The sequence below is a fragment of the Burkholderia sp. Se-20378 genome (genome assembly GCF_017104665.1).
Taxonomy (GTDB): domain Bacteria; phylum Pseudomonadota; class Gammaproteobacteria; order Burkholderiales; family Burkholderiaceae; genus Burkholderia; species Burkholderia lata.
In genome coordinates this window covers 16,153-42,544 of record NZ_JAAGPG010000025.1, presented here as the reverse complement: position 1 = coordinate 42,544, position 26,392 = coordinate 16,153, and the positions used below count along the sequence as shown (strand labels likewise).

Annotated in this window: 11 protein-coding genes; all 11 read right to left on the bottom strand. The window is 56.0% G+C overall.

All coding sequences use genetic code 11. The features are described from left to right. The coding region (locus tag G3N93_RS05900; protein WP_206132506.1) for a type I polyketide synthase at nt 1-7,579 on the bottom strand (7,579 nt) is incomplete at its 3' end. Nucleotides 7,580-7,582: 3 nt separating this feature from the next. Continuing rightward, nucleotides 7,583-9,100, bottom strand: a complete 1,518-nt coding sequence (locus tag G3N93_RS05895; RefSeq protein WP_206132505.1) for an LTA synthase family protein — start codon at nt 9,098-9,100, stop codon at nt 7,583-7,585. A gap of 1 nt (nt 9,101) precedes the next feature. Then, nucleotides 9,102-9,887, bottom strand: coding sequence for an SDR family oxidoreductase (locus tag G3N93_RS05890; RefSeq protein ID WP_206132504.1), 786 nt, complete (start codon nt 9,885-9,887; stop codon nt 9,102-9,104). Next, a complete protein-coding gene (locus tag G3N93_RS05885) occupies nt 9,880-11,085 on the bottom strand; it encodes a capsule biosynthesis protein (protein ID WP_206132503.1) in 1,206 nt (401 codons plus the stop codon). Before G3N93_RS05885 ends, G3N93_RS05890 begins: the two co-directional genes overlap by 8 nt. A gap of 432 nt (nt 11,086-11,517) precedes the next feature. Beyond that, nucleotides 11,518-13,044, bottom strand: coding sequence for a glycosyltransferase family 1 protein (locus tag G3N93_RS05880; RefSeq protein WP_206132502.1), 1,527 nt, complete (start codon nt 13,042-13,044; stop codon nt 11,518-11,520). A gap of 36 nt (nt 13,045-13,080) precedes the next feature. Then, on the bottom strand, nt 13,081-15,393 hold the full coding sequence (locus tag G3N93_RS05875; RefSeq protein WP_307873396.1) for a glycosyltransferase family 2 protein: 2,313 nt from the start codon (nt 15,391-15,393) through the stop codon (nt 13,081-13,083). Between the two features lie 106 nt (nt 15,394-15,499). Then, nucleotides 15,500-20,674 (bottom strand): glycosyltransferase, encoded by a 5,175-nt coding sequence (locus G3N93_RS05870; protein WP_206132501.1) that lies wholly within the window; start codon nt 20,672-20,674, stop codon nt 15,500-15,502. 105 nt (nt 20,675-20,779) lie between these two features. Continuing rightward, nucleotides 20,780-23,461 (bottom strand): class I SAM-dependent methyltransferase, encoded by a 2,682-nt coding sequence (locus G3N93_RS05865; protein ID WP_206132500.1) that lies wholly within the window; start codon nt 23,459-23,461, stop codon nt 20,780-20,782. 116 nt (nt 23,462-23,577) lie between these two features. Then, complete coding sequence (locus tag G3N93_RS05860) at nt 23,578-24,252, bottom strand: ABC transporter ATP-binding protein (protein ID WP_206132499.1); 675 nt, start codon at nt 24,250-24,252, stop codon at nt 23,578-23,580. Beyond that, nucleotides 24,249-24,992: an ABC transporter permease gene (locus G3N93_RS05855; RefSeq protein ID WP_307873395.1), complete on the bottom strand. Its 744-nt coding sequence runs from the start codon at nt 24,990-24,992 to the stop codon at nt 24,249-24,251. Before G3N93_RS05855 ends, G3N93_RS05860 begins: the two co-directional genes overlap by 4 nt. A gap of 57 nt (nt 24,993-25,049) precedes the next feature. Continuing rightward, on the bottom strand, nt 25,050-26,198 hold the full coding sequence (locus tag G3N93_RS05850) for a hypothetical protein (RefSeq protein ID WP_206132498.1): 1,149 nt from the start codon (nt 26,196-26,198) through the stop codon (nt 25,050-25,052). Between the last annotated feature and the right edge of the window lie 194 nt (nt 26,199-26,392).

Sequence of the window (26,392 nt, the reverse complement as noted above, 5' to 3'; positions counted from 1 at the left end):
GCGTATCGAGCATCGCGCGTGCTTCGCCGTCGATCGCGTGCTTCGCGGCGAGCGCCGCGACGGCCTCCTGCGCGGCATCCGTCGCGGAACCGGCGTCCGCATCGGTCGACGCGCCGATCGAATCGACGATGCGTCCGGCCAGCGTCGTCACCGACGCGCCCTCGGCAATCGCCATCACCGACAGCTTGACCTCGAACGCTTCCTCGACCGCGAGGCCGAGTTCCATCCCCATCAGCGAATCCATGCCCATGTCGAGCACCGACTTGTCGAGTGCGATGCGATCCGGCGTCATGTGCAGGATTCGCGCGATCTGCCCCTGCAGCGTCCGGGCAACCAGCGCGATCGCTTCGTCGCGCGGCAAAGCCAGCACTTCTTCGCGTAGCTGCGTGCCGCCGTCACGCGCATCGCCGCCCTTCGCATGCGATTGCAGCAGCGAATACCGGCGCGCCTTCGCGGCCGGCATCCCGCGCGCCACGGCGTGCCAGTCGAGCCGGACCACGGCTTCGCCGGCCGCGCCCGCGACCAGTGCGCGCTCGAGCGCGACCATCGCCTCGTCGGACGTGATCGACGCACCGCCGATCCGCGACTGCAAAGCCTCACGCGTATCCGCGTGGCGCGCGAGGAAGCCGACGTCCTCGAGCGGCCCCCAGGCCATGAAGGTGCCCGGCAATTCCGCCGCGCGACGATGTTCGACGAGCGCCTCGAGGAAACTGTTGGCCGCGACGTAGTTCGACTGCCCCGGATTGCCGAGATAGGTCGTCGCCGACGAATAGACCACGAACAGGTCGAGCGGCAACGCGCGCGTCGCGCGATGCAGGTTCCACGCGCCGGCCACCTTCGGTGCGAGCACCGCGGCCATGCGCGCATCGTCGAGATTGCGCACGAGGCCGTCGTCGATCGACATCGCGGAATGCAGCACGCCCTTGAGCGGGCTGCCGCGCCGGACGATCGCGCCGATCATCGCATCGACTGCCGCTGCGTCGGTCACATCGCACGACACGACATCGACCGTGACGCCGAGCGTCTTGTTCCAGCGCTCGACTTCCTCGCGTGCGGCAGCAGCGAGTGCGCCGGAACGGCTCGCCAGCGTCAGCCGGCGTGCGCCGCGCTCGACCATCCAGCGCGCGCTCGCGAAACCAAGGCCGCCCGTGCCGCCGACCACCAGGTACGTGCCATGCGGATCGAGCGCGAGCGAACCCGCGCGCGTCACGCCGCGCGTCGGGGCCGGTGTGCCGGACGGATAGGTCACGAGCACCTTGCCGATCTGGCGCGCCTGCTGCATGTAGCGGAACGCATCTTCCGCCCGTTCGGCCGGAAACGCGCGATACGGCAGCGGATGCAGCACGCCGGCCTCGAACAGCGCCATCACTTCGCCAAACAGACGCGCGGTCAGCTCCGGCAGCGCCCCCATCAACTGGTCGGCATCGATACCGAAATAGCTGATGTTGTTGCGGAACGGTCGCAGTCCGATATGGCTGTTTTCGTAGAAGTCGCGCTTGCCGAGCTCGAGGAAACGACCGAACGGCCGCAGCGTATCGATGCTGCGTACCATCGCTTCGCCGGCGAGCGAATTCAGCACGATGTCGATGCCCTGGCCGCTCGTCAGCGCGCGAATCTCGTCCGCGAACGCGAGGCTGCGCGAATCGAGCACGTGGTCCGCGCCGAGCAGGCGCACGAACTCGCGCTTCTCGTCGCTGCCGGCCGTCGCGAACACTTCCGCGCCGAAGTGGCGCGCGAGCTGGATCGCGGCGATCCCGACACCGCCCGCGCCGCCGTGCACGAGCACGCGCTCGCCGCGACGCAAACGCGCGAGTTCGACGAGTGCGTAATACGCGGTGAAGAACGTGGTCGGCACGGTCGCCGCTTCCTCGAACGACAGCCGCTCGGGTTTCAGCGCGATCGCTTGCGCGCGTGTCCTGACGCGCGTCGCGAACGAAGCCGGCGCGAAGCCGAGCATCGCATCGCCCGGCGCGAATTCCGTCACGGCGTTGCCCACCCGGACGACCCGGCCGGACAGCTCCATGCCGATCGTCGCGCCCGCGAAGCCGGTCTCGACCGCTTCATCGGACAAGAGCCCCATCGCATACATCACGTCGCGGAAATTGAGGCCGGTTGCAACGGGCTCGATCTCCACCTCGTCGTCACCCAGCGGGCTTTCCGGCAACGCAAACCATTCGAGATTGCGCAACGAGCCCGGCGCATCGAACGCGAGCACGGCCGCACGCGCAATCGCGCCATCGTTGCGGGCCGCAGCCTGCGCGGCGGTCAGCATGCGCGGCACCTGCCGGCCGTGCGCACCCAGGACGACTTCTTCCTCGACCGCTGCGCCGGTCAGTTCGCGAATCAGCGCGTCGGGGATCCGGTCCACCGCTCGATCGACGTCGATCAGGCGGCATGCGAGTTCGGGATGCTCGTTCGCCAGCACGCGACCGAGGCCCCACAGCGTCGCCTGTTCCGGATGCGCATTCGCGGTCCCGGCGAATGGCGCGCCGCCACGCGTGACGACGGTCAGCCGCGTGGCCGCGTTCGCCTGCGCACCGAGCGCACGGACGAGTGCCGCCAGGGCGATCACGCCGTTATGCTGCGCGGCCATCAGGCCATCCCCCGTCGCCGATTCGGCGAGCGGCGTTTCCGGCGCGCAGAACACGACATGCGCCGGCTGCCCGGCCGGCAACGATGCAATCGCATCGGCCGCATGTGTGACGTCGACGATATCGGCCGGATAGCCCGCGCGCGCCAGCGCATCGGCCAGCCGCCCGCCGAAACTGCCGGCGGCGTCCGGTGCGTGCATCACGAGCCATTGTTCGCTGCGCGCAAGCGTATCGAGATCGCTCGGATCGTCGCCGCGTTGTGCAACGACGGCGCTCGCGGGGTTGCGCGCGATGACGAACGTCGGCGTGCCATCCAGATCGAGCGACTGCTCGACGTGCCGCACGACATCGACGTAGCCTGCGCGTTCGAGCGCTGCATCGAGATCCGCCGGCGCCAGCGCCACGGGCGCGTCGGCTTCCGTCGACGAAGCCTGCGCACCGAATACGATGTCGGAAAAACGGCCGCGACGCGACTCGGCCAGCAGCAGCAATCCGCCCGGCGCCAGCCATGACCGCATCGCATTCAGCGCGTCGGCCACATCGTGACGGCCGCTCAACGCGCGGTTCGCGACGATCAGGTCGTAAGGACCGGCTTCGTCGGCCGCCAGCGACAACCGCTCGCCCGACTGCAGCGCAACCGTGCGCACCGCCGCTTCCGCATCCGCGTCGAACCCGGCCAGTTGGCCGGCCGTCGCGGCGATCGTGTGATCGCAACGCGCGGCCGCGAGATGCATGCCGAGCGTCTGCAGCACGTCGCCGTCCGTCGCACCCAGCTCGAGCACGCGCAACCGGCGTGCCGGTTGCCATGCGTCGACTGCCTGCTCGACGCTTGCGGTCAGCAACGCGTGCACGTGCTGCCACGTCGGCGATGCGGCAAGGAGTTGTTCGACCAGGCTGTGCCCGGTCGGCGACAGCAGGCGAGCGCCGTCCTTCGCACCGTTCAGCACGTCCGGCAACGCCGCGCCGCAATGCGCGAGCAGCGTCAGCTCGGCCACGTGCCCCGGCGATTCGGCCAGCAGCCCGCGCCACAGCTCGGCGAGCGGCGGCACCGCCGCGCACGCCGCGTCGTCGCGCACCAGCAGCGCGCCATCACGATGAGCGAGACCATCCTCGACCAGCATGTCGGCAAGACGTGCGGCCAGCGCCGCACGCCCGGCCGCCGGCTGCCACGTGCCGGCGAATGCGCCGAGCGCATCGAACGCGCGAAGCGCGTAGAGGCTCGCCAGCACATCGAGCAGCGGCAGGATTTCGGTCAGATGCTGCGTCCGGCGGCCGTCGTGCCCGGTCGTTTCGAGCCGCGTGACAGCCTGCGCGAGCAGCGCATCGGGCGTCGGCAGACCGGCCGCGTCGACCTCGCCCGGCAGCGGCACTTCTTCAAGGCGATAGACGAAGCGCGCGGGCAGGTTCTGCCGGCGGCCGACGAGATCGACGCGCCGGAACCGGCAAGCGCCGAGCCGCGCGACGATCGCGCCCCGCGCATCGAGGAATTCGAAATGCGCGACGATCGAATGCGGGCTGTGCCGGTCGATCCGCACGAGCACCCGTTCGACCGTGTCGCCGCGCAGATAGTCGACCCGGCCGATCTGCACCGGCACGTAAGCCGGATGCTCGCCTTCGCGCGCGTGCGCCGCAAGCAATGCGAACAGCGGATGAAACCCGCTGTCCATCAGCGCCGGATGCAGCAAATAGGCGGACAAGGCCCGTGCGTCGCCGCATGCGGCCGGCGCGGCAATGTCGGCCAGCGCCGCGCCGTCATCCGCGGCGACCCGCACGGTGCGGACCCAGCGGAATGCCGGCCCGTAGCTGAGGCCGATAGCTGCCGTGTTTGCGTACAGCGTGTCGCCGTCGGCCGCGGGCAGCGCGAGCAGACGATCGAGCGCGTCGGACGGCACGACGCTCGCATCACCGAGCGCGTTGCCGCTTTCCAGCATCCGCCCTGTCACGTTCAATGTCCATGTGCCGTCGGACATCCGGTCGCGCGTCTCGATCGTGAAGGTCGCGGTGCGCGGCTCGATCACGAGCCGGAACAGCTTCGCCTGCTGCGGCTGGAATACCACCGGCGTGCGGATCTCGACGTTTTCGAGCGCCGCGTCCTGCGTATCGAAGAAGGTGCGTGCCGCGGCGAGCGCCATTTCCACGTACCCGGCCCCCGGGAACGCCACGCCGCCGTCGACAACGTGATCGGCCAGCATCGGCAGCTTCGCCGGATCGAGCTGGTTTTCCCACGCGAATGCGTGCTCGTGCAGGCGATAGCCGAGCAGCGGATGCTCACGACGACGATTGACGAGGCCGTAGCCTTCGACGGTCGGCGTCAACCAGAAGCGGTCGCGCTGCCACGGATAGGACGGCAATGCAGCTCGCGATTCACCCGGCGCGAAGCGGTCGGGATCGACGCTCGCACCGTGCGCGATCGCCGCGAGCATCGCATGCTGCAGCATTGCCGCGCTGCCGTGATCGCGCTTGAGCGTCGGCAGCGCCACGCCGGTCGCGCCGGCCGCCGCGAATGCCTGCTTCACGTACGTGCGCAGGATCGCATGCGGCGAGACCTCGACGAACAACCGGACGCCCTGCTCGATCAGATGCGCGATGCCGTCGCCGAAGCGCACCGGCTCACGAATGTTGCGCCACCAGTAGCGGGCGTCGAGTTCGGTGCCGGCCAGCGCGCCGCCGGTCACGGTCGACACGAACGTGCCGTTGCCCGGCTGCGGCCGCAGGCTGGCCAGTTCGGCCAGCACGACCGGCTCGATGCGATCCATATGGCTGCTGTGAAACGCGTAGTCGAGATCCAGCATCTGGAAGAACTTGCCGCTGCCGCGCAGCGCGGCCTCCAGTGCCTGCAAGCCCTGCAGCTCGCCCGCGAGCGTCACCGCGTCGGGACTGTTGATGCCCGCGATCTCGACGCGCCGCGCCAGCCCGTGGCGTGCGATCAGTTCGCGTGCCGCCGCATCACCGATGCCGACGGCCGCCATCCGGCCGCTGCCGCGCGTCATCGCCTGCGCGCGGCTGCGAATCTTGATCACGCGAACCGCGTCGGCGAGCGACAGCGCACCCGTCACCCACGCCGCGGCAATCTCGCCGACGCTATGGCCGATCGCTGCGTCGTAACGCATCCCGCGCGCGTCGATCACGCGAATCATGCCGACCTGGATCGCGAACAGCAGCGGCTGCGCGTTCTCCGTCGCGGCGAGCCATTCGGCGCCTGCGCCGGCCAGCCATTCCGCGCTCGGGCCGCCGCGCATCACGTCGACGAGCGACGGGCTGCCGTCGGCGCACCACAGCGCGTCGACTTCGTCGAGCGCCGCGCGGAACACCGCGTTCTCCGCATAGAGTTCGTTGCCCATCCCGACCCACTGGCAGCCGTTGCCGGAGAAGATGAGCGCGGTGCGCACCGCGTCGGCGGGCGCCTGACCGGTTGCCACGCAGGCCGGCAACCCTTCCGCTGCCGGCTGGGCCAGTGCCGCCAGCGCCGCACGGCCTTCCGCCACGCCGGCCGGTGCAACGATTGCGCGATGTTCCAGCCACTGGCGACGACGTGCGGCCGTGGCGGCCAGCGCCTGCCAGTCGCCGCCGCTGTCGAGCATCGCCAGATAACGGCCTGCGAGCGCGCCGAGCGCATTCGCGCTGCGCGCGGTCAGGACGAGCGGAGACGGCAGCGCTTCAGTCGGCTCGGGCGCGGCCGTCGACGCCTCGTTTGCAGCCGGCGCCTCGGTCAGCACGACGTGTGCGTTCGTTCCGCCGAAGCCGAACGAGTTGACGCCGACCGTCAGCGGCGCGTCGCCCGCGTCGAGCGGCATGTAGCGATCGACGACGCGCAGACGCCCGCCGTCGAAATCGATGCCAGGATTGGGCGTCACGAAGTGCAGCGAGCGCGGTACCGCACGATGCTTCAGGCACAGCACGGCCTTCAGCAGCCCGGCCATGCCGGATGCCGTTTCGAGATGGCCGATGTTGGTCTTTACCGAACCGATGAGCAGCGGACGATCCGCCGGGCGCCCGCCCGACACGACGTCGATCAGCGCACGCGCTTCGATCGGGTCGCCGACCGCCGTGCCGGTGCCGTGCGCTTCGAGATACGCCAGCGATTGCGGATCGATGCCTGCGCGCGCGTACACGCTGCGCAGCAGCGACGCCTGGGCGGCCGCACCCGGCACGCTGATGCCGCCCGGCGAATGGCCGACCGAGTTCACGCCGGAGCCGGCGATCACCGCATGGATCGTATCGCCGTCGGCGAGCGCGCGATCAAGCGGCTTGAGCAGCACGAATGCGCCGCCTTCCGAGCGGACATAGCCGTCGCCGGTCGCATCGAACGCGCGGCAACGGCCGCGCGGCGACAGCATCGACGCCTTGGAGAAGCTGACGAAACCGAACGGGTGCAGCAGCAGGTTAACGCCGCCTGCGAGCGCCACGTCGGCTTCGCCGGACTGCAGCGCCTTGACGGCCTGGTGGAGCGCGACGAGCGACGACGAACAGGCCGTGTCGACGGACATGCTCGGGCCGCGCAGGTCGAACAGGTAGGACACGCGGTTCGACGCGATGCTCAGGGTGTTGCCGGTCGCCGAATACGGATCGATCACGTTCAGATCGTCCATGTTGCGGTTGCCGTAATCCATGCTGGCGGCGCCGACGAAGACGCCGCAATTGCTGCCGCGCATGTCGGCCGGGCGTACGCCCGCGTCCTCGAATGCTTCCCATGCGAGTTCGAGCAGCAGGCGCTGCTGGGGGTCCATCTGGGCCGCTTCGCGCGGGGAAATGCCGAAGAACGCGGCGTCGAAGCCGGCGACGTTGTCGACGACGCCGGCCGAGAACGTGTAGCTCTTGCCCGGCTCGCGCTTGGACGGGTGCTGGTAGAAATCGGTGCCGAAGCGGTCGGCGGGGATTTCGGTCACTGCATCGCGTTCGTCGCGCAGCAGTTGCCAGAAGTCGCCGAGATTGTTCGCGCTCCCGGGAAACCGACAAGCCACCCCAATTATTGCAATCTTACTGTTCATCTTTTATGTCGCTTTCTCGGATGCGCACGGCTGTTCCGTACGATTTCCGTCGTCTTGTACCACACGCAGCAGTGCCGCCCCCAGTTCCTCGGCTGCCAAGTCCCGGCATTCAGGGGTATCTGCGCCGTAATTTCGCCAAATGAAGTAGTCGCTGTGTTGCGGAGAAACGCCTAGTTTCTCGAAAACATGGGGCAAAGCGGGAACGTGGTCGCCGTAAAAGCAAACGACTGTTTCACGATCGCTGGTGCGCAAATGATCGAGCAAGCGCCCGATCATTGCGTCCGCATTTTCAATATGTCGCAAATATGCAGTCAGATCGCGCCAGGAAGCGTCTTCGCCAAGAGTATGCCTTGAAGACGATTCACCGGGCAAAACCTGCTCGAGGTGCAGCGGGCCGTGGTTTTCCATCGTCATCGCGAATACGAACAACGGTGCACTCCTCGGCTCGTCCAACGCATCGACGACTACATCCAAGACGGTTGAATCGGCAATATACGGACCAGTCCGATGGGTATCGGAAAAATGTTCGATATCCAGAAATTTGTCGAATCCAAGCAGCGGAAAGACCCGGTTCCTTCCAAAGAAGTCTGCGTAGTAAGGGTGAATTGCGACAGTTTTGTAACCACACCTCCGAAACCAAGCTGCAATCGATGCACAGGCGCTCCGCACGAAGGCGTATGGATAGAAACGAGCATAGCCAAGACGCGCAGGCACCAGTCCGCTCAGCATCGCAAACTCCGTCCGCATCGTGTTCGCCCCCCAGGCCGGCACGCTCAGTTCACCGTAGCAGAAGGAGCCCCGACGCGCGACGTCCAAGTGGCGATAGTTCGCCGGATTGATTGCCGCGCCAAGGCGCCGCGCGTCGAAATACGACTCGCTCTGGATTACGATCACGTCGGGACCCGCGGTCGATTCGCCCGATACGTACGGACTGGTCCGCGCAACCCGTTCGAATGCGCGCAGCGTAGCAGGCCGCAAGCCGTTCAGTAGATACGCCACAAACACCGCGAAAAAACCGTGCCGTTGTTGATCCACGCAGGCATCGAGCGTAAGCGGCAAGCGTGCGGCAAGCCAGCAGGCCGCAATGGTGCACGCGGAGACGAGCGCCGCCACCTGCCAGAGCCCACCGTGCAATGGCCTCTCCGCGAAAAAGCCGCCCACCAGCGCTCCGCATCCGATCGCAATTCCGATCATCTTGCCGACACTCAGAAACGGCAAATACAACCGAGGATGCGCGAACAGCTGACTAAACAGACTTAGATCGGTAAAAACGAACGGCTCGCGTAGTGACTCGTACTTTGCATTGCTCACCGTCGCCAACAGGCCGACCAACGCGACCGCGATACATGTGGAAAACACAAGTCGCCGGGTCACGAGCAGCATCGCACCGATCAAAAACACGAGAGTAGTGGCATGTAGCACGTGCGCAGCACCTGAATACTGTCGTGCGCGCGGCAGTGCCGAAACATCCAGCACGAATGACGCACCAAGCGCGATCGCGAGCAATACGCCAACACTCAAGCTAGCGCTCCCGGCGGGGCAGATAGGACAATCCACCAAGTATCGCGTCGCCGAGCCGCGCAGGCAGCAGCGTCAACAGCCGCATACCGAGCGCGAGCAGCCCCGGAAACGCGATCTCTGGCCGCCGCGCCGCGAGCTTGCGGCGGATATGGTCGGCGGCCTTGTCTGCCGACCACATGAACGGCTTGTCACCTGGAAATACATCGCTCATCGCGGTCTTGACAAACCCGGGCATCACGATCGCGAGATTGATACCATCACGCGCCAACAATGGTCGCACCGAATCGCCGTACGCCTTGAGTGCCGCCTTGCTCGCACAGTAAGCGGGTGAAATCGCCATACCACGGATTGCGGCAATGGAACTAACCAACGCAATGTGTCCGCTCCGACGCTTCCGCATGCGCGCAACCACCGGCAGAACAGCATGCATTGCTCCGTAGAAGTTGGTATCAACAACTGCCGTCATACGATCAAGCTCCTCCCAGTCATCAGCGGAATTGAGCGTACTAGCCACACCGGCGTTGGCAATCAACAAATCTATCGAATAAGAGTCGTCGAACTGCCAGAGCCATGCGTGCATCGCCTTCGCATCTCGTACATCGACCTGTGCAGTAACCACCTGCGCGCCACGTGCACGACACGTTTCAGCACAAGCGCCGAGGCGCTGAATGTCTCGCCCAACGAGCCCCAACACCACGCCGGGCGCCGCATAAGCGATCGCGAGCGCGCGCCCGATGCCTCCGCTGGCGCCGGTAATGACGATGTGGCGCGGCGCGGCGCTAGCCATTCGCCGCCTCAAGACGAACAACCGCACCGGCAGTCGCCATTTCGATGCCCGTGCGTGTGTAAAAGTCGCCATTGATCTGCGTGTGATGGACGACATAGTCAAGAAACGCCTGGTACAAGTTCATATCGGGCGGAGGCGCGCCTTGCCAGAAGTCGTCGAGCCCACCTTGCCATGCCAACCCCGGCATGTTGTAGATCGCCGTGCCGAGCGCGATCAACGGACAGCGATGATGCAGGGCCGAGAGCCCGACAGTGCTGTTGACCACCACGACACCACATGCGTGTTCGAGCAGCGTTGGTAAGTGGCCGGCGTTGATGAAACGCAAGCGGTCAGCCACGTCAAATTCACACGCGAGTCGCTCCGCGTATTGGCGATAATCGATGAGCCCAGTGTCGAGTGGGTGGTTCTTGATAACCAGCCAAGTGTTCGCTGGTGCGCAGCGTGCGAACGATTGAATTACCTTAGCAATCGCATCTCGGACACCGTCAAACGGCGAATGAACGACAATCTGCGAGTCGGAGTTAAGTTGCAGCGGAAAGAGGTAGTACGGAAGATCGGATTCGAGGAGTTCCCGTGTAACCGACTCAGCATCACGAAGATGGACGCGCTGCCTAAGAGCGCGCGCAGCAAGACCCGCGTACTCCAAGAAGCCATTTCTTGGGCGATGGTTCCTGTAGTGCGGGAAACGCATTGCGAAAAGTGAGTTCGCCGCGCGGTAGCGAATGTCATGGCAGGCGCGTTCGAACAGATTATAGCCGGTGGCACAACCGACCGGGCTTGGAGGCGTGACATGCCGCCGATCGAGATACCAAGCTGGATCACGGGGCAACAACGAACGGCCATTGACACCATGTCGCTCCATTGTCAACCAATGAGGTCGAACGTAACCCTCTTCAAAGACATTCACACGCAAACCCGCACCAACTGCGATGGCGTGCATCGGGCGATGAATTTCCCTGCAATCGCCAAACATGATCACATCTGTGAAGTTCCCGACTTGCACTACCCCTTTGTACCAGGCATGCAAATCATCGGCTTTTCCGCAGTAATTCCATGTTGGGACCGCACCGGAATAGAGTAGATCACCGCCGCAAAAGTTGACTTTACGGACCCCGTGACCACGTTCTTTTAGCGCGACAGCAAGCCCACTAAAAAACGGGGAGGCCGCGCCTTGCAAAACAAGAAATGAGCGGAACATCTGCTTCTATGAAAGGCATACCGGGCCTCGCCGATATCCACCCTCCTCGCGAGGTGTTCGATACAGTAAGCCCCGTGGAGTATTGTGAAATTGCTTGGTTGGGTCAAGTAGCGAATAATACCCTAAGGAACGCAAAACCAATATAGTAATTGCGCAATTTCCGACAACCCTCGAAGCCACGCTCAACGCGCTAGCAAAGTTCATGTACGTCGGCTAGAATGCCGCGCCGGCAGTGCCTCCCTCCCGCCAGCGATCCCCGGTACAGACTAGGAACGTACAAGACAAGCTGGTTGTGCTCTTGGTGCAATGACAATCTAAGAACGAAAATCGTCAAAATACTTCAGCCGAACAGCACGCCGTCGCATTTAAATCTGGCTCGCCAAACGCGCAACACTCTTACTCTACCGCCAAAGAGAGCAGCCAGGCTACATATCATCTGTCAGTTGCAACGCGAGACAGGAAACGCTCCCACTGCGGCAGGATGACTTCCGGAAGATATCGCTCGGACACCATTGTCCCATGAGTGCGCAATCGATTCCGCTCTTCAATTGCGCCTTCGTCATAGAGCAGTCTACCCATGGCATCCGCCAATTCTCCAGATGAATATGCATTAAAATACATCGCAGCTTCGCCGAAGACCTCGCGGTGCACCGCTATATCGGACGCGATGACCACCCCTCCGCTCCGCATGCACTCAATGCCGGAGAAATCAAATCCCTCAGCCAGACTCGGACAGACGGTGGCCTCCGCATGGCGGTACAAAACACGAAGGTCGCTGGCGGCGACGTCGTTCAACGCATACATAATGCCTGCCTGCGCGCGAACCTTGATCTCCTTAACGATGTGCTCTGCCTCCCAGCCAACGTTACCGACCACAATAAGCTTCAAATTCGAATCGCACCGCTCGCGAATCCGATCCAGCGCTGCCATCAAACGCATGTGATTCTTGCGCGGCTCAATAGTCGAAACCATCAACACGTATTTGAATGAATCCTGACCCGCCTCAGGAACCGACGCGTCGCCCATCAACGCGTGATTGCGGCGCAGTGCGACAATTCTTGACACCTGTTGACTAGATGAGGCTTCCAAAAAATAGTGCTGCGACACCACGTTATGAATCACAACGCTGCGTGCCTCAGCTTCCGGAAAAAGCTGGATCAGATCTTGGCGAGTAGACTCCGACACGCACGCGAAATAAGCCCCTGAAGCTACATTGCTACGAAGTGCATGAAAGTGCATCGACTGATGCCGAGATTTGTTAGCGAAAGCATGCGGCATGAAAATAGGCAGTGCATCGTGGTAACGCACAATCAGTGCCGTGTCCCGGCTAACCCTACCGGGATAAGGAGTTTGAGCAATGAAGCAGTCGAATCCCAACGTGTTGAGACACGGGTATAATACCCGAGACGAAATTTTCAGTGACTTCAGCCCAGCCAATTGAAAAATATTCCACGGAATCTGGCAGATTCGAAAATTCTTCGAAGTCACGAGCGAAAAATCGCCTGTGGGCAACGTCTTATCAAATAATGCATCCCACAAGAACGCTTCAAAGAATCGAGATTCGAAGAGGTACGTTTTTACACTGAATATTGATCGCAAAAGATACGTCAACAGCATAAGTCGCCACGCAACATATCGTCTCTTTATATATATATAAATTTCCGAAAAAAAATCTTTCGAGGGCTTCGTACTCATCGAAACCACTGCGCGCGAGTGCGTATTAATATGACTTGCAGTACTGCCCAAGGCCTCGTCATTGCTCGATTTGCCCACGCCGGGCGCCAAGAAACGCAAGGATGTCTGCAATAGGCCTTCCACCTCGATCTTTTCACTAGACGCCAAGGCCCGAAACAACAGGCGCGCTTCCTGCGGGATACCCGCGAAGCCATCGAACGCCGGACGCATTTCCAGTAAGGCTCTTATCCTCACCCGACCGGTTTTTCCATTTTTCATAGTCATATACTGTGAAATCGAGTTACGACACCGCAACCAGCACTAGGCACTCAACTGACTAACCCGAGGTGGCCAGGCCAGACCGAAGCCTTCGTCGTCAAGTGTGAGATTCGGGTTGTAAAACGGATCGTTCTCAATCATATCTGCCCACGTGTCCTTCATATAGGTGGCTTCCTTCTGCGCGCGTGGTCGGTTAGTGGCACTTTCGTCTGAGCCACGAGAGGCTGACTCATAATGATACAGCTCAGCGTAAGGCGTCCAGATGTTACGGTAACCTGCCTTATATGCCCGAAGACAGAAGTCGACATCGTTGCCGCTCACCGCCAGTTCACGCTCATTCAAGCCGCCAACTGACTCATACACCGATTTGCGCACAACAAGACAAGCTCCGGTAACCGCTGAAAAACACTGGATGAGCGCAGCTCGCCCGCAATATCCACCACTTTCGCGCTTCTCGAATCGATGCGCGTGCCCTGCGACACCATCGGTTCCCAATACGATACCGCCATGTTGCACAGTATCATCGGGATAGAGCAGCTTTGCCCCCACTGCCCCAACCTCCGGACGCAGCGCATGACTGACCATCTCGCCGAGCCAATCCGATGTGATCACTTCCACATCGTCGTTCAACAAACATATGATTGAACCGCGTGCGATCTTGACAGCCTCGTTATTCAGCTGCGAAAAATTGAATGGCCTACCATCGCGGTGAATTCGAATCCTTGGATTTCTCTCTAGAGAGCGCAAGAAATTCACTGTCGCGGATTCATCTGAGCCGTTATCGACAACAATAATTTCGTAATTATCATATGCCGTCTTTTTGATTATCGAACCAATACAGGCATTCAGCAATTTTCGCGCATTTCGGCTCGGTATAATGATACTCACTAGCGGGCTATCGTCGGGCAATGAATAACGTACGCGATAGCCGCACTTGTCTACGGTCGCAACTGCCATTTTCCGAGTACGCACAAAATGGTCATTCAATGCCCTCTCCCCCGCGAGAACCGCATAGGGCTTTACGTCTGCAGAATATGCCGTACTTTTTGAATGAACCCGCCAATGATACAGAACCCGTGGAATATGATAAATCTGACGATCGTCAATTTTTTCGATACATCGCAACACCAAATCATAGTCTTGCGAGCCTTCTACACCCAATCGAAAACCGCCGATCTCTCGAATCAAGCTAGCCCAATAGACTCCGAGGTGCGAGAACATGTTCTGTGACAGGAACAAATCCGGATTCCAATCAGACTTAAAATATGGCTCAAATCTTTGGCCACTTTCATCAATCTTGTCCTCGTCCGAATAGATCAGTCGTACGTCGCGATTCCTGTTAATGGCCTCAACTACCCAGAACAGCGCTTCTTCCGCTAAAAGATCGTCCTGATCGAGCAATGCAATCCAATCGCCGGATGCGATTTCTATTGCACTATTCGATGCCGCCGAGATATGGCCGTTTTCGTTCCGAAAAACGATCTTGATTCGCGGATCTTCTTTCGTATATGCGAGTAGCCGCTCGCGGACACGGGGATCTTTGGATGCATCATCGGCTATGCAGAGCTCCCAATTTTTATAGCCTTGCCTCTTCACGGATTCTATCGCCGCCGCAAGCCATTTGAGATTCGGATCGTACACCGGCATGACGATCGAAATAAGCGGCGCAATATCGAATTGAGAAATTAGGTTTCGCACGCGTTCGCGGCACGCTGCAGCTGGCGCGCCGAATCTTTCCAACCATCTGCCATATGAAGACGTTTTTCCGCCGCTTTCAAAGACATCACAGTAATCCTGCCACAGCATGGCAATCGTCCGTGATTCTTGAAAAATCAGACGCCCCTCTGCGTTTCCGCGAATTGATATCTTATAATCGGGATGCAATGCGATAAGTTTCTTCAACATTCTATCGCGAGCAAATCTGCTGGTCACTCGCGACAGTTGGAAGTACATCACCGCGCTGCTTCGCGCGCGATCCGGTAACGACACAAACAGCCGCGCCCTACGCGGAATAAAAATGAGGCGTTTACAACGTTGACCAACACGGACAGGAAATTTCAGAATGGATGGAGAATTCTGCCGAACCTGACATATAAATATCGAACCATCTATTTTTGTTACTTCAGCACACACTTCTATTTCAATCATATACCAGCCGCCTGGTATAAAGCCAATTGGCGAAATCACTGTCTCACGATTTTCTTTTACCAAGATGTCCGAGGTGAATTTGTTTAAGTTTTTATGATTGATTTCACCCAATTCGTAGTTAGCCCATCGCAGCCTCAGATACCCACCAAGATCACGAATAGAGGACCAAATCGACATTTCGAACGCCCATTTCAAAATAAAAACCACTGCTCGTCGTTATAGCATAAAGTGAATGGTCTGTTGAGGACCGAAACACATTCTGAAGCACTCAACAGATCCACATACCAGCGCATATCCGCAAGGACGCGCGAGATCAAACACGCGTCCAGGCTCTCGGGTCGACGTCCAGTCTTACGACTTTACGCGCTTCTTGGGCAGACACGCAACCCAGAATCGCTTCCAGCGCCTCGCTCTCCATCCGGTCAGTACAGTAAGACGCCCTTACATCATTGTAGGCTTGTTTTCCAGCCTGAAAGGCTCGATCAAAATCCGCAACGATTTCCTCAAGAATACGCTCCCAATCCGCCAGCGACGACGCGAGGAAGCCGTTAACTCCATCTTTAATCGCGAAATCGAATTCACCGATCTTCGTCGCCAAAACTGGCACCCCAACCGCGCCCGATTCGATAAATTTAACTGACGACTTCGCCTCATTGAAAATATTTTCCTCAAGAGGCACCAGTACTAGGTCATGCTCGGATACGAATTCGAGCATAGTCCCATACGGCATTACGCCGTAGCTATGCACATTAGGTAGCCCGAGCAGTTCCTCCGGTACCTGAGCTGCGCCAAGAACCGAAAGCCTAACTTTGGGATGGCGCAGAAGGAAACCGATTAGCGCGTCTGATATGAGTTGAAAGTCCACCTTGTGCGAGTAGGTGCCGGAACTATAGACAATCCTGAACTCATCACCAGAAGCCTCACGTGCATTGAAGTACTTCTCTTCGATCTTGTTACGGAAAATTGCGATCGGCGCATTCAGTAGGCCGCTGAGATATTTTTGCAATGTCGGCGTCGAAACGATACACGCATCCATTTTCTTAACGAATGCCATGTAAGACTCTGACACGAACTTCGCCTGGTGAATATCCCACTCCCCACCCGCGACAGAGCCGACAGAGGCTATGAAGTCCGGAAACACTAAATCATCCATCTCGCCAACACATCGCACCCCGAACTTGCGTGCGATCTTCAGTAAAGCACCGACATTTCCTTGGCCTTCGAAGCAACGCTGAAAAATCACCGCGTCTGCATGCTCGATCAGTTCCGACGCCTGATCGATTTCCGTAGCTGCATGAATGAGCGCACCTCCAATTCCACACGCACTGAGACTCTTCAGTAAATTCAGGGCGCGATAACGAGTCGAACCATTGTCTCGGCCCGCCGATGTCACAATGACTACGTTTTGAGCAGCTTTACTTAGTATCGAAATCGGCTCGAAATATTCATCTTCACTGTCGAGCACATATTCCACAAAAGAATCGTTTCGAATCAAAGATTGCGTAGAAGCCAGATCGTGTGCACCGCCCAGCTTTACGTCGAATTTTGCAAAACTGGCAATCGCCAACGGATCGTCGGTTGTTACAAAACAATCGAATAGCGCAAAGAAGAAATCTTTAACGATGGCAGGCGGCAAGAAGTCCGCAATGGCGTCTTTCGCGAATAGGAAAAAGTCTTCAGCCCCAGCCTGAATCTTTTGTGCGACCAAATACTCCGAATCGGGCGGCATGGTCAATTGATTAAACACCACCTTCGCGCGACCGTTTTCGTCGATTTCAAGTGCTGCGGCCGAAGCCTCTGGGGCGGAGAACAGGACCTCGAACAGTGTAGTGTTGTCTGCAACGCTTTTCGCATACATATGGGGATCACCACGCTCGAACAGCAGTGCTGAATGCGACACACTTTTGTCGATACGGGCCTGCGAACCCACGTAGCAACCGTGTAGCGTCGCGCGTGCCTCAATGGACTTGAGAAATTTTGCGAGCCGCGATTGAATGTTCAAATACCACCCTACGTCGACCACGATTATATTTTCGGCATCGTCGAAACCTGCTTCAAGCAGGTAGGCTTTCAACGCATCGCGATTTTTTTTATTAGCCCAATGAATTTGATTCGAAAGTTGATCGAAAATTTTCGAGAGTTTCGGCAAATCATCCCAATTTGGGATGTAGTCAAGATTGCGGAACTGCTTCTTGACCACCTTGGTGATTTCACGATCGTAAAGGTTGAGGCCGGCTTTGTTGAAGTAGTAGCTCAACGGCTTGCATGCCAAATGCAGGCCTTCAATCAAAAAGTATGAGTCATTCGACGTCAACGGGTTTTCCAGTGACGCTGGCACGACCGTCGCACGCGAGAGATTCAGATACAGGCTCTCGAATGTGCCCGCCTCAACATCTGAGCGGTAGATTGTGTCGAAGGCCTTCTTGATGACGCGACCATCTCGAGCCATGAATACAATTTTCTTTGCTCCCTTCTCCATAGCCTCCTGACGCACGAACATCGCGATCATTGCCGCTAGCGGCCCGGTTAACTCAAAGCCGAGGCGCGTAAAGAAGTCATTCGCTCGTTCCTGCCGAGCTTCAATCCACAATTTCGTAGACTGTTCGCAGAAGCTGTTCCAAATACGACCGTCTTGCGACAGCTCGGCGCATTGCTCCTTGCTCAGCGAGAACATGCGATACGGTTTGTCGTAAAGAGGCGTGAAACGCAACGCAGCAAGGCCTTTTTCGCGCGCGCGGTCGATATCACCGACCCAGCTGTCACCAATATGAACGATATCGGCCTTCCCAACACCGTGGCTTTTTGCGGTTTCAATCAGCTCGGCATACAGACGTCCGGTGTGTTTTTTTTTGCCCACTTCCGAAGACAGGAGTAACTTGCTCCATTTATTAATGCCGCAATTCTCGAGAATGGTCTCGATCGTCTTGCGATCCAGATACATGTCGCTTGTGATGTAGATAATCTTATCGAGTTTGACTGCGGCCTTGTAGAGCTCAATGCCAATCGGATGTGGAACGCACATATTTATTTCGATACGCTTTTCCGCTTCCGGATTCTTATAGAACGACATCTCATGATAAATGTCGTCGATCGAAATATCGTCCACAATGCCTGCGCGTCGAGATAGAACACGGCCGGCCGTCGCCATGCGCTCGTCGAACAAGGGAATCAGAGCCCCTTCGCTTTTCGTAAGATCCTGCTCGATCACGTCGAACACGACCTCGGGATTGTCGACCCGACGTGTCACAAGCGTATCGAAAATATCAAACGAAATCGCGCGCTTGTCCTGAATGGCTTTGATATACGAGTCAAGTTCCGACGTTACGTCAACGCGTTCCATCTCCGGCAGCAAGTCGAGAATGGCAGGAACAACAACATCGGCGTAGTGCCGCTGCTTCACCTTCTCCTTGGCTGCTGCCCCCAGCTTGCTACGCCGGGATTCGTCAGTCAATAGTGCGTGTGCTGCTGCTGCCATCGCGGCAGCATCTCCGTGCGCAACCACGACACCGGCGTCGTCCTCGACGAAGGTATGCATGTCACCAGCGCGCTCGTCGAAGCAAATAATTGGCAAACTGCACTCAGCTGCCTCCATGCAGACAAGCGGAAACGGATCTTCCCGTGATGGAAGTAGGAAGAGCGCGCCGTTCCTGAAGTATTCGCGGGGATACGATTTGATGCCTAGCCATTCGACGTGACCGACCAGACCCCTGCGCTGAATTTCGACGTTCGGATTGAGTTCCTCGGTGGCCGCGCCTATCCAGTACATCACGAAGTCGCTATATCCGGTGCGAATGAGTTCCGCGGCGACATCGCAAAAAATATCGAACCCCTTGCGAAACTCAACAGCTCCACACCCAAAGATAGCCTTGCGCGACGGGATAAAAGCTTCACCACCTTCAGAATTACGCCCTTTTTCAATAAAAGGAGGCAGCTTTGTAATTTTAGCCGACTTAGTACCAACACGCTTTACAATGGCTTCGTATGAACCCTTTGAGACAGCGATGTATTCGGAACAAAATTCTTTAAGCGCATTGAAATTAGATTCAAAAATCTTGAAAACATTTTCCATTTCATGGACATGCGTAACAAATTTCGCATTAAGAAATCGTAGATGTTCGGCATAAAATCCCGATGCGATCGTGTTGGCATATACAATTTTCACATGATTGCCGCAAAATTCTCGTAATTCGTCCCTCAAAGGGCGGCGATAATGACGATCAAGATAGAAGCAGTCTGCAATCTTTTCGAATTCGCTGTTCCACGGACCACCGTAACCGATGACAACGGAAAACTTGATATTCGTATTTTCTTTAATCCATCGCATCAGCGACAGCAACACCGCAGGTGCACCGGTGCGAGATGCTTCATGAGATACAAAAATCAAGGAAGGACTATTCACCGGCGCAATTTTACCTCGCGGCGATACCTTGATTTGCTCAATTTTCCGTCCCTCAGCCTTCCCGTACAATGCCCAATGATTTAATGGATTCACGCCCGCCCGTGCGACATCCGGATTCGAATCGATATAGAAACTAGTATTAAATTCTCGATTCGGCCTACGCCCTTCTCTCCAGCCGAAACTGGAGAAGTGCTCCCACGGGTCCATATCTGCCGAAATTACATCTGGGTATTGCTGCAAATACCACGGAGCATCGAAAAGCGCGCGTGCGGGACCCATTTCCTCCGGCAGTTGTACACCCGAGGTAAAAGCCACCTCCGTAGCAGGCTGCGAAACAATGGCATAATCCGGTTTGGCGTAAGAGTTGATACGCCTATTTTCGTGACGACCGTGTTTTACCCAATGGAAAAACGGATTAACGCCAGAAAGTTGGACGTCTGGATTTTCACTCAAATAATATTGAGTATCAAAATATCCATTAGGATTACGATATTCTTTCCAACCAAATTTATCAAAATGAATCAACGGACTCATACCACTCTCGGCAACGTCCGGGTACTGGGCCACATACCACGCACCGTCGAAGTAATACTCCGCCTCTGCAGGAATAGGAGAACCGCAATCCTGCTCGCCGTCACCGAGCATAGACTTCACGGCCTTCAGCATTGATCGTTGCTCATCCAGTACACTGGCGATATGCTGTACGCTAGACGAAACAGCCTGAACAGCTGCGCGCCATTCGTCACTAGCCTCATAACTCCGTGCCATCCGAGCTTCCGAATTAAAAAAACCCGACAAGTTCAAAGCCTTGATAATTGGATTTTTCTGGCGCACATGCGCCTTGATCGCATCGTCAAGTCCCTCGACGGCGATCTCACGTGATTTTCCCTCCGGACTCAACATCAGCTGAGCAAGAATCTCTGTCTTGCTTACGCCATTATTGAGTCTAGCAGAGTAATAAGTTAGTCCCTGGGGATCTGGCGCTCGATTCAATATCGCTTGATAGGCGACCCGGAGAAAATGTTCTCCTTCGTAAGAAATGAGCCCCCTGTAGCTGACCTTATTTTTATCTATTTTAGATCTAGACATGACAATTCCTATCCACTTTGCTACAAAATTCGCCGACGTTGGCGGCACCCCGAGCCAACAATTCATGGCGAACACCAATTTAACCGCTCACTAAAGATGATTTAATTAATCTTGACTCATGTCCTCTTTAGCTACGCGCCTTCGATTCACTGGTTTTATGAGTCGAAAAAACCAACTCGACGATTTCGACTCAAGAAGAAACGACATTTTCATTTCGAGTTTTTCCAATGAATCTCTAAGCTCCGACTCTCTCATGTCGCGCTCGCGGCCTAAATTGATTAATTCAACTTCTTTCTGTGCCAAAAACGCGTTGTATCTCGCGTCTTGCATCTTCAGTTCTTCTACCAAACCCTTGAACTGCTGTGAGTGAACTTGGTTCGATTTAGCAAACTGCGCGTTGAAGCTGCACTCTCGAGACGCTTGATCCGCAACCAACTGCTCCAGCTTGCCTCGAACAAAAGCCAATTGCTCGATCAACGTATGCTCGCGAACTTTCCGCTCATCTTCCCGTCTTGCAGTTTCGAAACTGTGAACGCGCAAAATTTCTTCTAGTTGTTCAGCGTGTCGTCTCTCACCTTCCGCTATACAGTGAAGCGAAATTTCATGTGCCTCCGCAGTAGCCTTCAACCGCGATTCCCAACCTTTCTCGGATTCCACATGTGCTTGTTTGGAATCGGCAAGTTCATTAGTAGCGCTGTCGAGCTGCCGCTCGAGCAGCGCGACAGCTGCGGCGCTTCTATCCAACGCTTCATGGACCGAGATCAGTTGCTTCGACCACACATTTGCACGTTGATCCGACTGCGGAATCTCGGTCCACCGCAATTTTAATACATCCGCGCAAACTACCGCGTCACGACCCGTTACTCGCCTACGACCAAGTGTATTGAGTGTCGGTTTCTCTTTTCTGATTACGCAGACTGAATTCAGAAACTCGACCGAATGAATATGAGCGAGCTGTGTTTCGTCGATATTCACTCCATACTTCTCCTTAAATCTATTTAAGTATGTCACACGACTACAATCGATACCCCAATGTTCATGGTTAACGACATCAACAAGCTCCTTGAAAAAGGCGACTGAAGAGTAGGGGTAAGACAATCCGCCCTCGTAATCCGCCCAATAGCTGCAATGCAGATCTTCGATTAGATACACGCCACCATCCGACAGCGCCGGAAAATAACGCTCGAACGATCTTAAGATATCACCAGAAGCGTGTGATCCGTCATCTAGAATAAGATCGAAATATGGCGATATTGATAGAATTTTCTCCTGGATCGCCTGCTCATTCGCATCTCCAACCACAACCGAAATTCGCGGATCGCCAAATGTAAGCTGCGCACAATTTTTATTAATATCGCATCCAACTACTCTTTCTGCACGATAGAAATATTTCGTCCAAATTTCGAGCGAACCACCATTCTGGACACCGATTTCAAGTAGGCGGACATTACTTTCCGAAAATTCGCGAAATACCTTTTCGTAGATTTCCACATAACTTGCCCATTTATCGCACGCACGTCCTTCGTGAGTCTCGAACAATACGTTTAGTGATCGTACTGGGTCACGATCCGCCGCTGAGATTTCGGTGGATACTGTCGGGTTACGAGATACTCTTTGCTCGAACTTGTAGGCGCGTTGCTCTATTCGGCCGTACGTTAGGAAATGTGCTACCGGGTCGATTTGAGCAAAGAAAACATCTCGATTAAGTAACACATAGGCAAGTGGATCGAAATCAGTTGGTAACTGCTGCTGATTTTTCGCAACGGAATGACCGTATTCGCCGCACGCGATATTATTGACACGATCCAGTTGATTTTCGAAAAATTTCGGAAGTTTCTCAACAAGCCACCGCAACACCGTGCCAGATACTGCTCCGCCTTTGTCATCGTCACAAGCGATGGCATTTGATTGCTGGAAGTCGTACTGGTCAATACCCAACGAGATTGGGCCGTTAACAACGTGTGCGTTCTCGTTGACCCAAACCACTTGCGCGATGAATCGATCTCGCAGAATATCGAGAACTCGCTTATCGACCGGCGGACGCAACACTACTTTTTCCGGTTCCGCATAGATCATCAGATTCGAAAGCTCCGCCGAATACTCCCCACCGACGATACGATTTAAAGTTCTGAGTATGTTACGCTCAAATTCGGACAAGCTCCGATTAACCGCAATATTTCGACTCGATGCATCGAATATGATATCGCCATCTATTTCAATTTCACTCAGAAATGCCTCGAACAATTTCTCTTTGACTGAGTCGTAGCTGACAACATGAATACGGTCGAATGGCACTACTTCTACCATCGCCTTAAGAGCATCATCGTGCTGCCACGCCGCATCCTCAATCCATTGCTCAAAATCACACCATTCACCATGTCGCTTAATCATCTGATCGTATGACGACATGAGAAAAGGCAATACATTTCTCATGAAAAACACAATGCGGTAGTTGATACCCAATCGGCTTGCCGATTGGTCAAGTCGCGCCCACCCACGTGACGACAGATGAGTAAAATGTTCTGAGGAACAAATGGCCCGACCACAACCGCCAAGATACGAGGAAAGAATACTATCAATTGTATCGTCCGACGTCGCCTCTGAAATCAACGCCTCGTATAGAATACCGCCATTTCCACTGGTGATTTCGAAAGGGCTTTTAATTATTACCCTGTTTTCGTACGCGACACCGTACTCCGTCAAGCGATCCGCATTCAACTCTAAGAAATTTTGAATTGCACTTGACCCAGTCTTTACTCCACCGGCATGTATATAGAGAGTACGCATCGTAAGGTCAAGCTCCATTACATATAACAAGAGATCACTATCCCGCCCCATATTCTAAAAATGAAGCTGGATACTGTAATCAAGATAGTTTTTCCTGTTGAAACCAACTTCCGCCGCTACAACTGGACCCGCGTCTTTTGTTGCGAACCGCACTCGTAGAACGCGAATGCGTCATCGACTTGCTCGAATTTGTGCAGAACACCACTTTCTAGCACCGCTGCCGTCTGACAGTGACGCCGGACATAATCTGGATTATGTGAAACGATGATCATCGCGCGATCGCTACGTTTCTCAAATAGCTCTTGGTGGCACTTTTCATGAAAACTACCATCTCCAACCGCAACAATTTCATCAATCAAAAAACAATCGAACTCGACAGCCATCGATATTGCAAATGCCAATCTCGCTCGCATACCTGATGAATATTTCTTCACCGGCTCACGTAAATAGCTACCCAACTCTGAAAAGTCGCGTACAAATTCAAGGGCAGGATCGATAGGCGCACCATAAACACGACAAATGAATCGAACGTTGTCGTATCCACTCAAGCTACCCTGAAAACCACCGCCAAAAGCCAGCGGCCAAGAAATACTCAAACCACGATGAATTACTCCGTGCGTGGGCCGTTCGGCACCACTCATGATTCGAATCAGCGTAGATTTTCCGGCACCATTACGCCCCAAAATACCGATTTTCTCCCCCGGATTTACTTTAAGATTGAGTTTATTTAGAACGGTGCGCGCGCCCTGTCTTGTATGATAAATCTTGGTAATATTTTCGAGCTTAATCATTCCGGCTCCACCCGACGACTCGTCTCTCTAACCATCGCCAAGGCAAACAACGAGAGCACGAGGTTCACAATGATAAGATAAACCGGATCTTCATACGTATGGACTTCGGTTCCAAAGAAGCCGTGTCGAATCATTTCGGTCCCGTGAACCATCGGAATCCAGAGAATGAGCTGTTGCGCACTTTCCGGAAGCCAATCGACCATGAATGCGGCGCCCGATAGCGGGAAGAGTAGATAAGTCACGATGTGCCAGACGCGCTCGACCATTTCCGCACGCTCCGAGGCAGCGCCCACCAACAAACCCAGGGCAACCGCGAACCACGCTAATAGTATCCAGCCCCAAAGTGCTGTCAGTAGATCCGAAGGGAAATGCATGAGTCCGAGCGATGCAAACACAATTGTTAACACCACACACGAACACGTCGCGCCCGCAATTTCGAGCACAAGCCGCGAGATGAATACGTCGAGGACCCTAACATTTCGGTGATAAAGCAGGCTGTGGTTGACTTCGAGCGCCTTCACCATACGGTTACTGCAATTTCGCCAAAGCAGGATCGACGAATAACCCGTCACTGCAAACGCAGTGATGGGTAAATTCGACCCGTGGTTCGCCTTGACTAAGGTCCAAAGCGTAGTGATACCAAGCGTAAAAAGCATCGGCTCCAGAAACAGCCAAAGAAAACCGATGTTGTGACGACCATATCGAGTAATGACCTCACGGAGCAAAAGTGCACCGATCACGCGGCCCTGAATCGCAGCACTCTGTTTAAATGACCCTTTTCCCAAAATATCACCCCTTCAGTCTTTGTGCTCTCGAACCCCAGCTATCAGCAAATTCAAGATGCCCATGATGATTAGGCCCAACACGAAAGTGGTCAGCACGGCACGAATGCGGCGCGGTTCTATGGCCTTGTCCGGTTCGTTCGGTTGAACGATACGTTCCAAATATACCTGCTTACGTTGAGCATCATCGCGCGCCTGCTGGAGCGATGCCAGCGCAAGCGTCAACTGCTTGTCGGCAAACTCGAGATTCAATTTCAGCCGCTCAAATTCGGCAGATTTTTTCGTGAGCGAACGATCGCCACCGGTTACCTGCGACATTTGCGCATCTATTGCACTCTGAAGTGATGATATCCGCTCGCGCAGCGGTGGAATCTGTGGGTTTTGTGCCGCAACCTTGTTCAGTTGAGCAAGTTGTGTCTTCGCCGCGATCAAATCATCCTGTAGCTTCGAGATAATCTGAAGCTGCATTGCCGATTGGCGTTCAGGATCGAACACGTCCAATTTATTTCGGTATTGCGCCAATTGCAGCGCCGCCTCGGCATCGCGCTTCTCAGCAGCATTCACTTCCTGCGCAGCAAATTTGATCGTATCCTGAAGGGCGCGTTGGTTTAGCTCATTAACCAGATTCTCGCTCATCTCGAGCAGTGTCTCGTTAATCCTATACGCGTCCTCAGCTGTGTATGCGCGCACCTGCAAAACGGAAATAGAGGAAGACGAATCGGTATCTAGCGCCACACGCCTTTGATAGTATTTATATAGTGATTCAAAATTCTTGTCGAAACCAAAGGGGGAATATCGACTAAAAATATCGATCTTCTTATTTCCAAATATCTGATCAAGCTCAAATTTATCGGTAAGCTTTTTAACTGCATCACGAGAAAGCACATAGTCGTGAACGCTATGCGCATCGTCCTCAGAGCGCGAAAATCCCACGCCCTGCAGTAAGGCACCAATTCCAGATTTGACCTCGTTTCGAGTCCCCTTGATGATAAAACGAGATTCCGACACATAAATATCCGACGCAATCAATCCGTAATAAATACTGGAAGTTAGCGTAGGAATAAGTACCACTATGCAAAATAGTCGATTTATCTTTGGCAAGAGTTTTTTGCGTGCCTTCTTTTTTTCCGGCGCCACGGTCTCAATCTCGACAACTGAACTCATAATTTGCTCGATTTGTGATCGTTATCACTCTTCTCTCGGCACCATTTTTTCGACCATCCGTTCGATCGAAAGGCACAATTGAACAGTGTTAGTAAGAATAGTCGCTCGACGTTGCGCCCCACGAGGGAATTGGTGCAGTGCGCCTTGCGATTCGACCCACGTACCACCTGCCCCCCCGAACGCTTCGACAAGCG

Coding starts and splice junctions, on each gene's coding strand:
- G3N93_RS05870 (WP_206132501.1), bottom strand. CDS start 20,674: ATGTCTAGATCTAAAATAGATAAAAATAAGGTCAGCTACAGGGGGCTC.
- G3N93_RS05865 (WP_206132500.1), bottom strand. CDS start 23,461: ATGCGTACTCTCTATATACATGCCGGTGGAGTAAAGACTGGGTCAAGT.
- G3N93_RS05860 (WP_206132499.1), bottom strand. CDS start 24,252: ATGATTAAGCTCGAAAATATTACCAAGATTTATCATACAAGACAGGGC.
- G3N93_RS05880 (WP_206132502.1), bottom strand. CDS start 13,044: ATGACTATGAAAAATGGAAAAACCGGTCGGGTGAGGATAAGAGCCTTA.
- G3N93_RS05885 (WP_206132503.1), bottom strand. CDS start 11,085: ATGTTCCGCTCATTTCTTGTTTTGCAAGGCGCGGCCTCCCCGTTTTTT.
- G3N93_RS05890 (WP_206132504.1), bottom strand. CDS start 9,887: ATGGCTAGCGCCGCGCCGCGCCACATCGTCATTACCGGCGCCAGCGGA.
- G3N93_RS05850 (WP_206132498.1), bottom strand. CDS start 26,198: ATGAGTTCAGTTGTCGAGATTGAGACCGTGGCGCCGGAAAAAAAGAAG.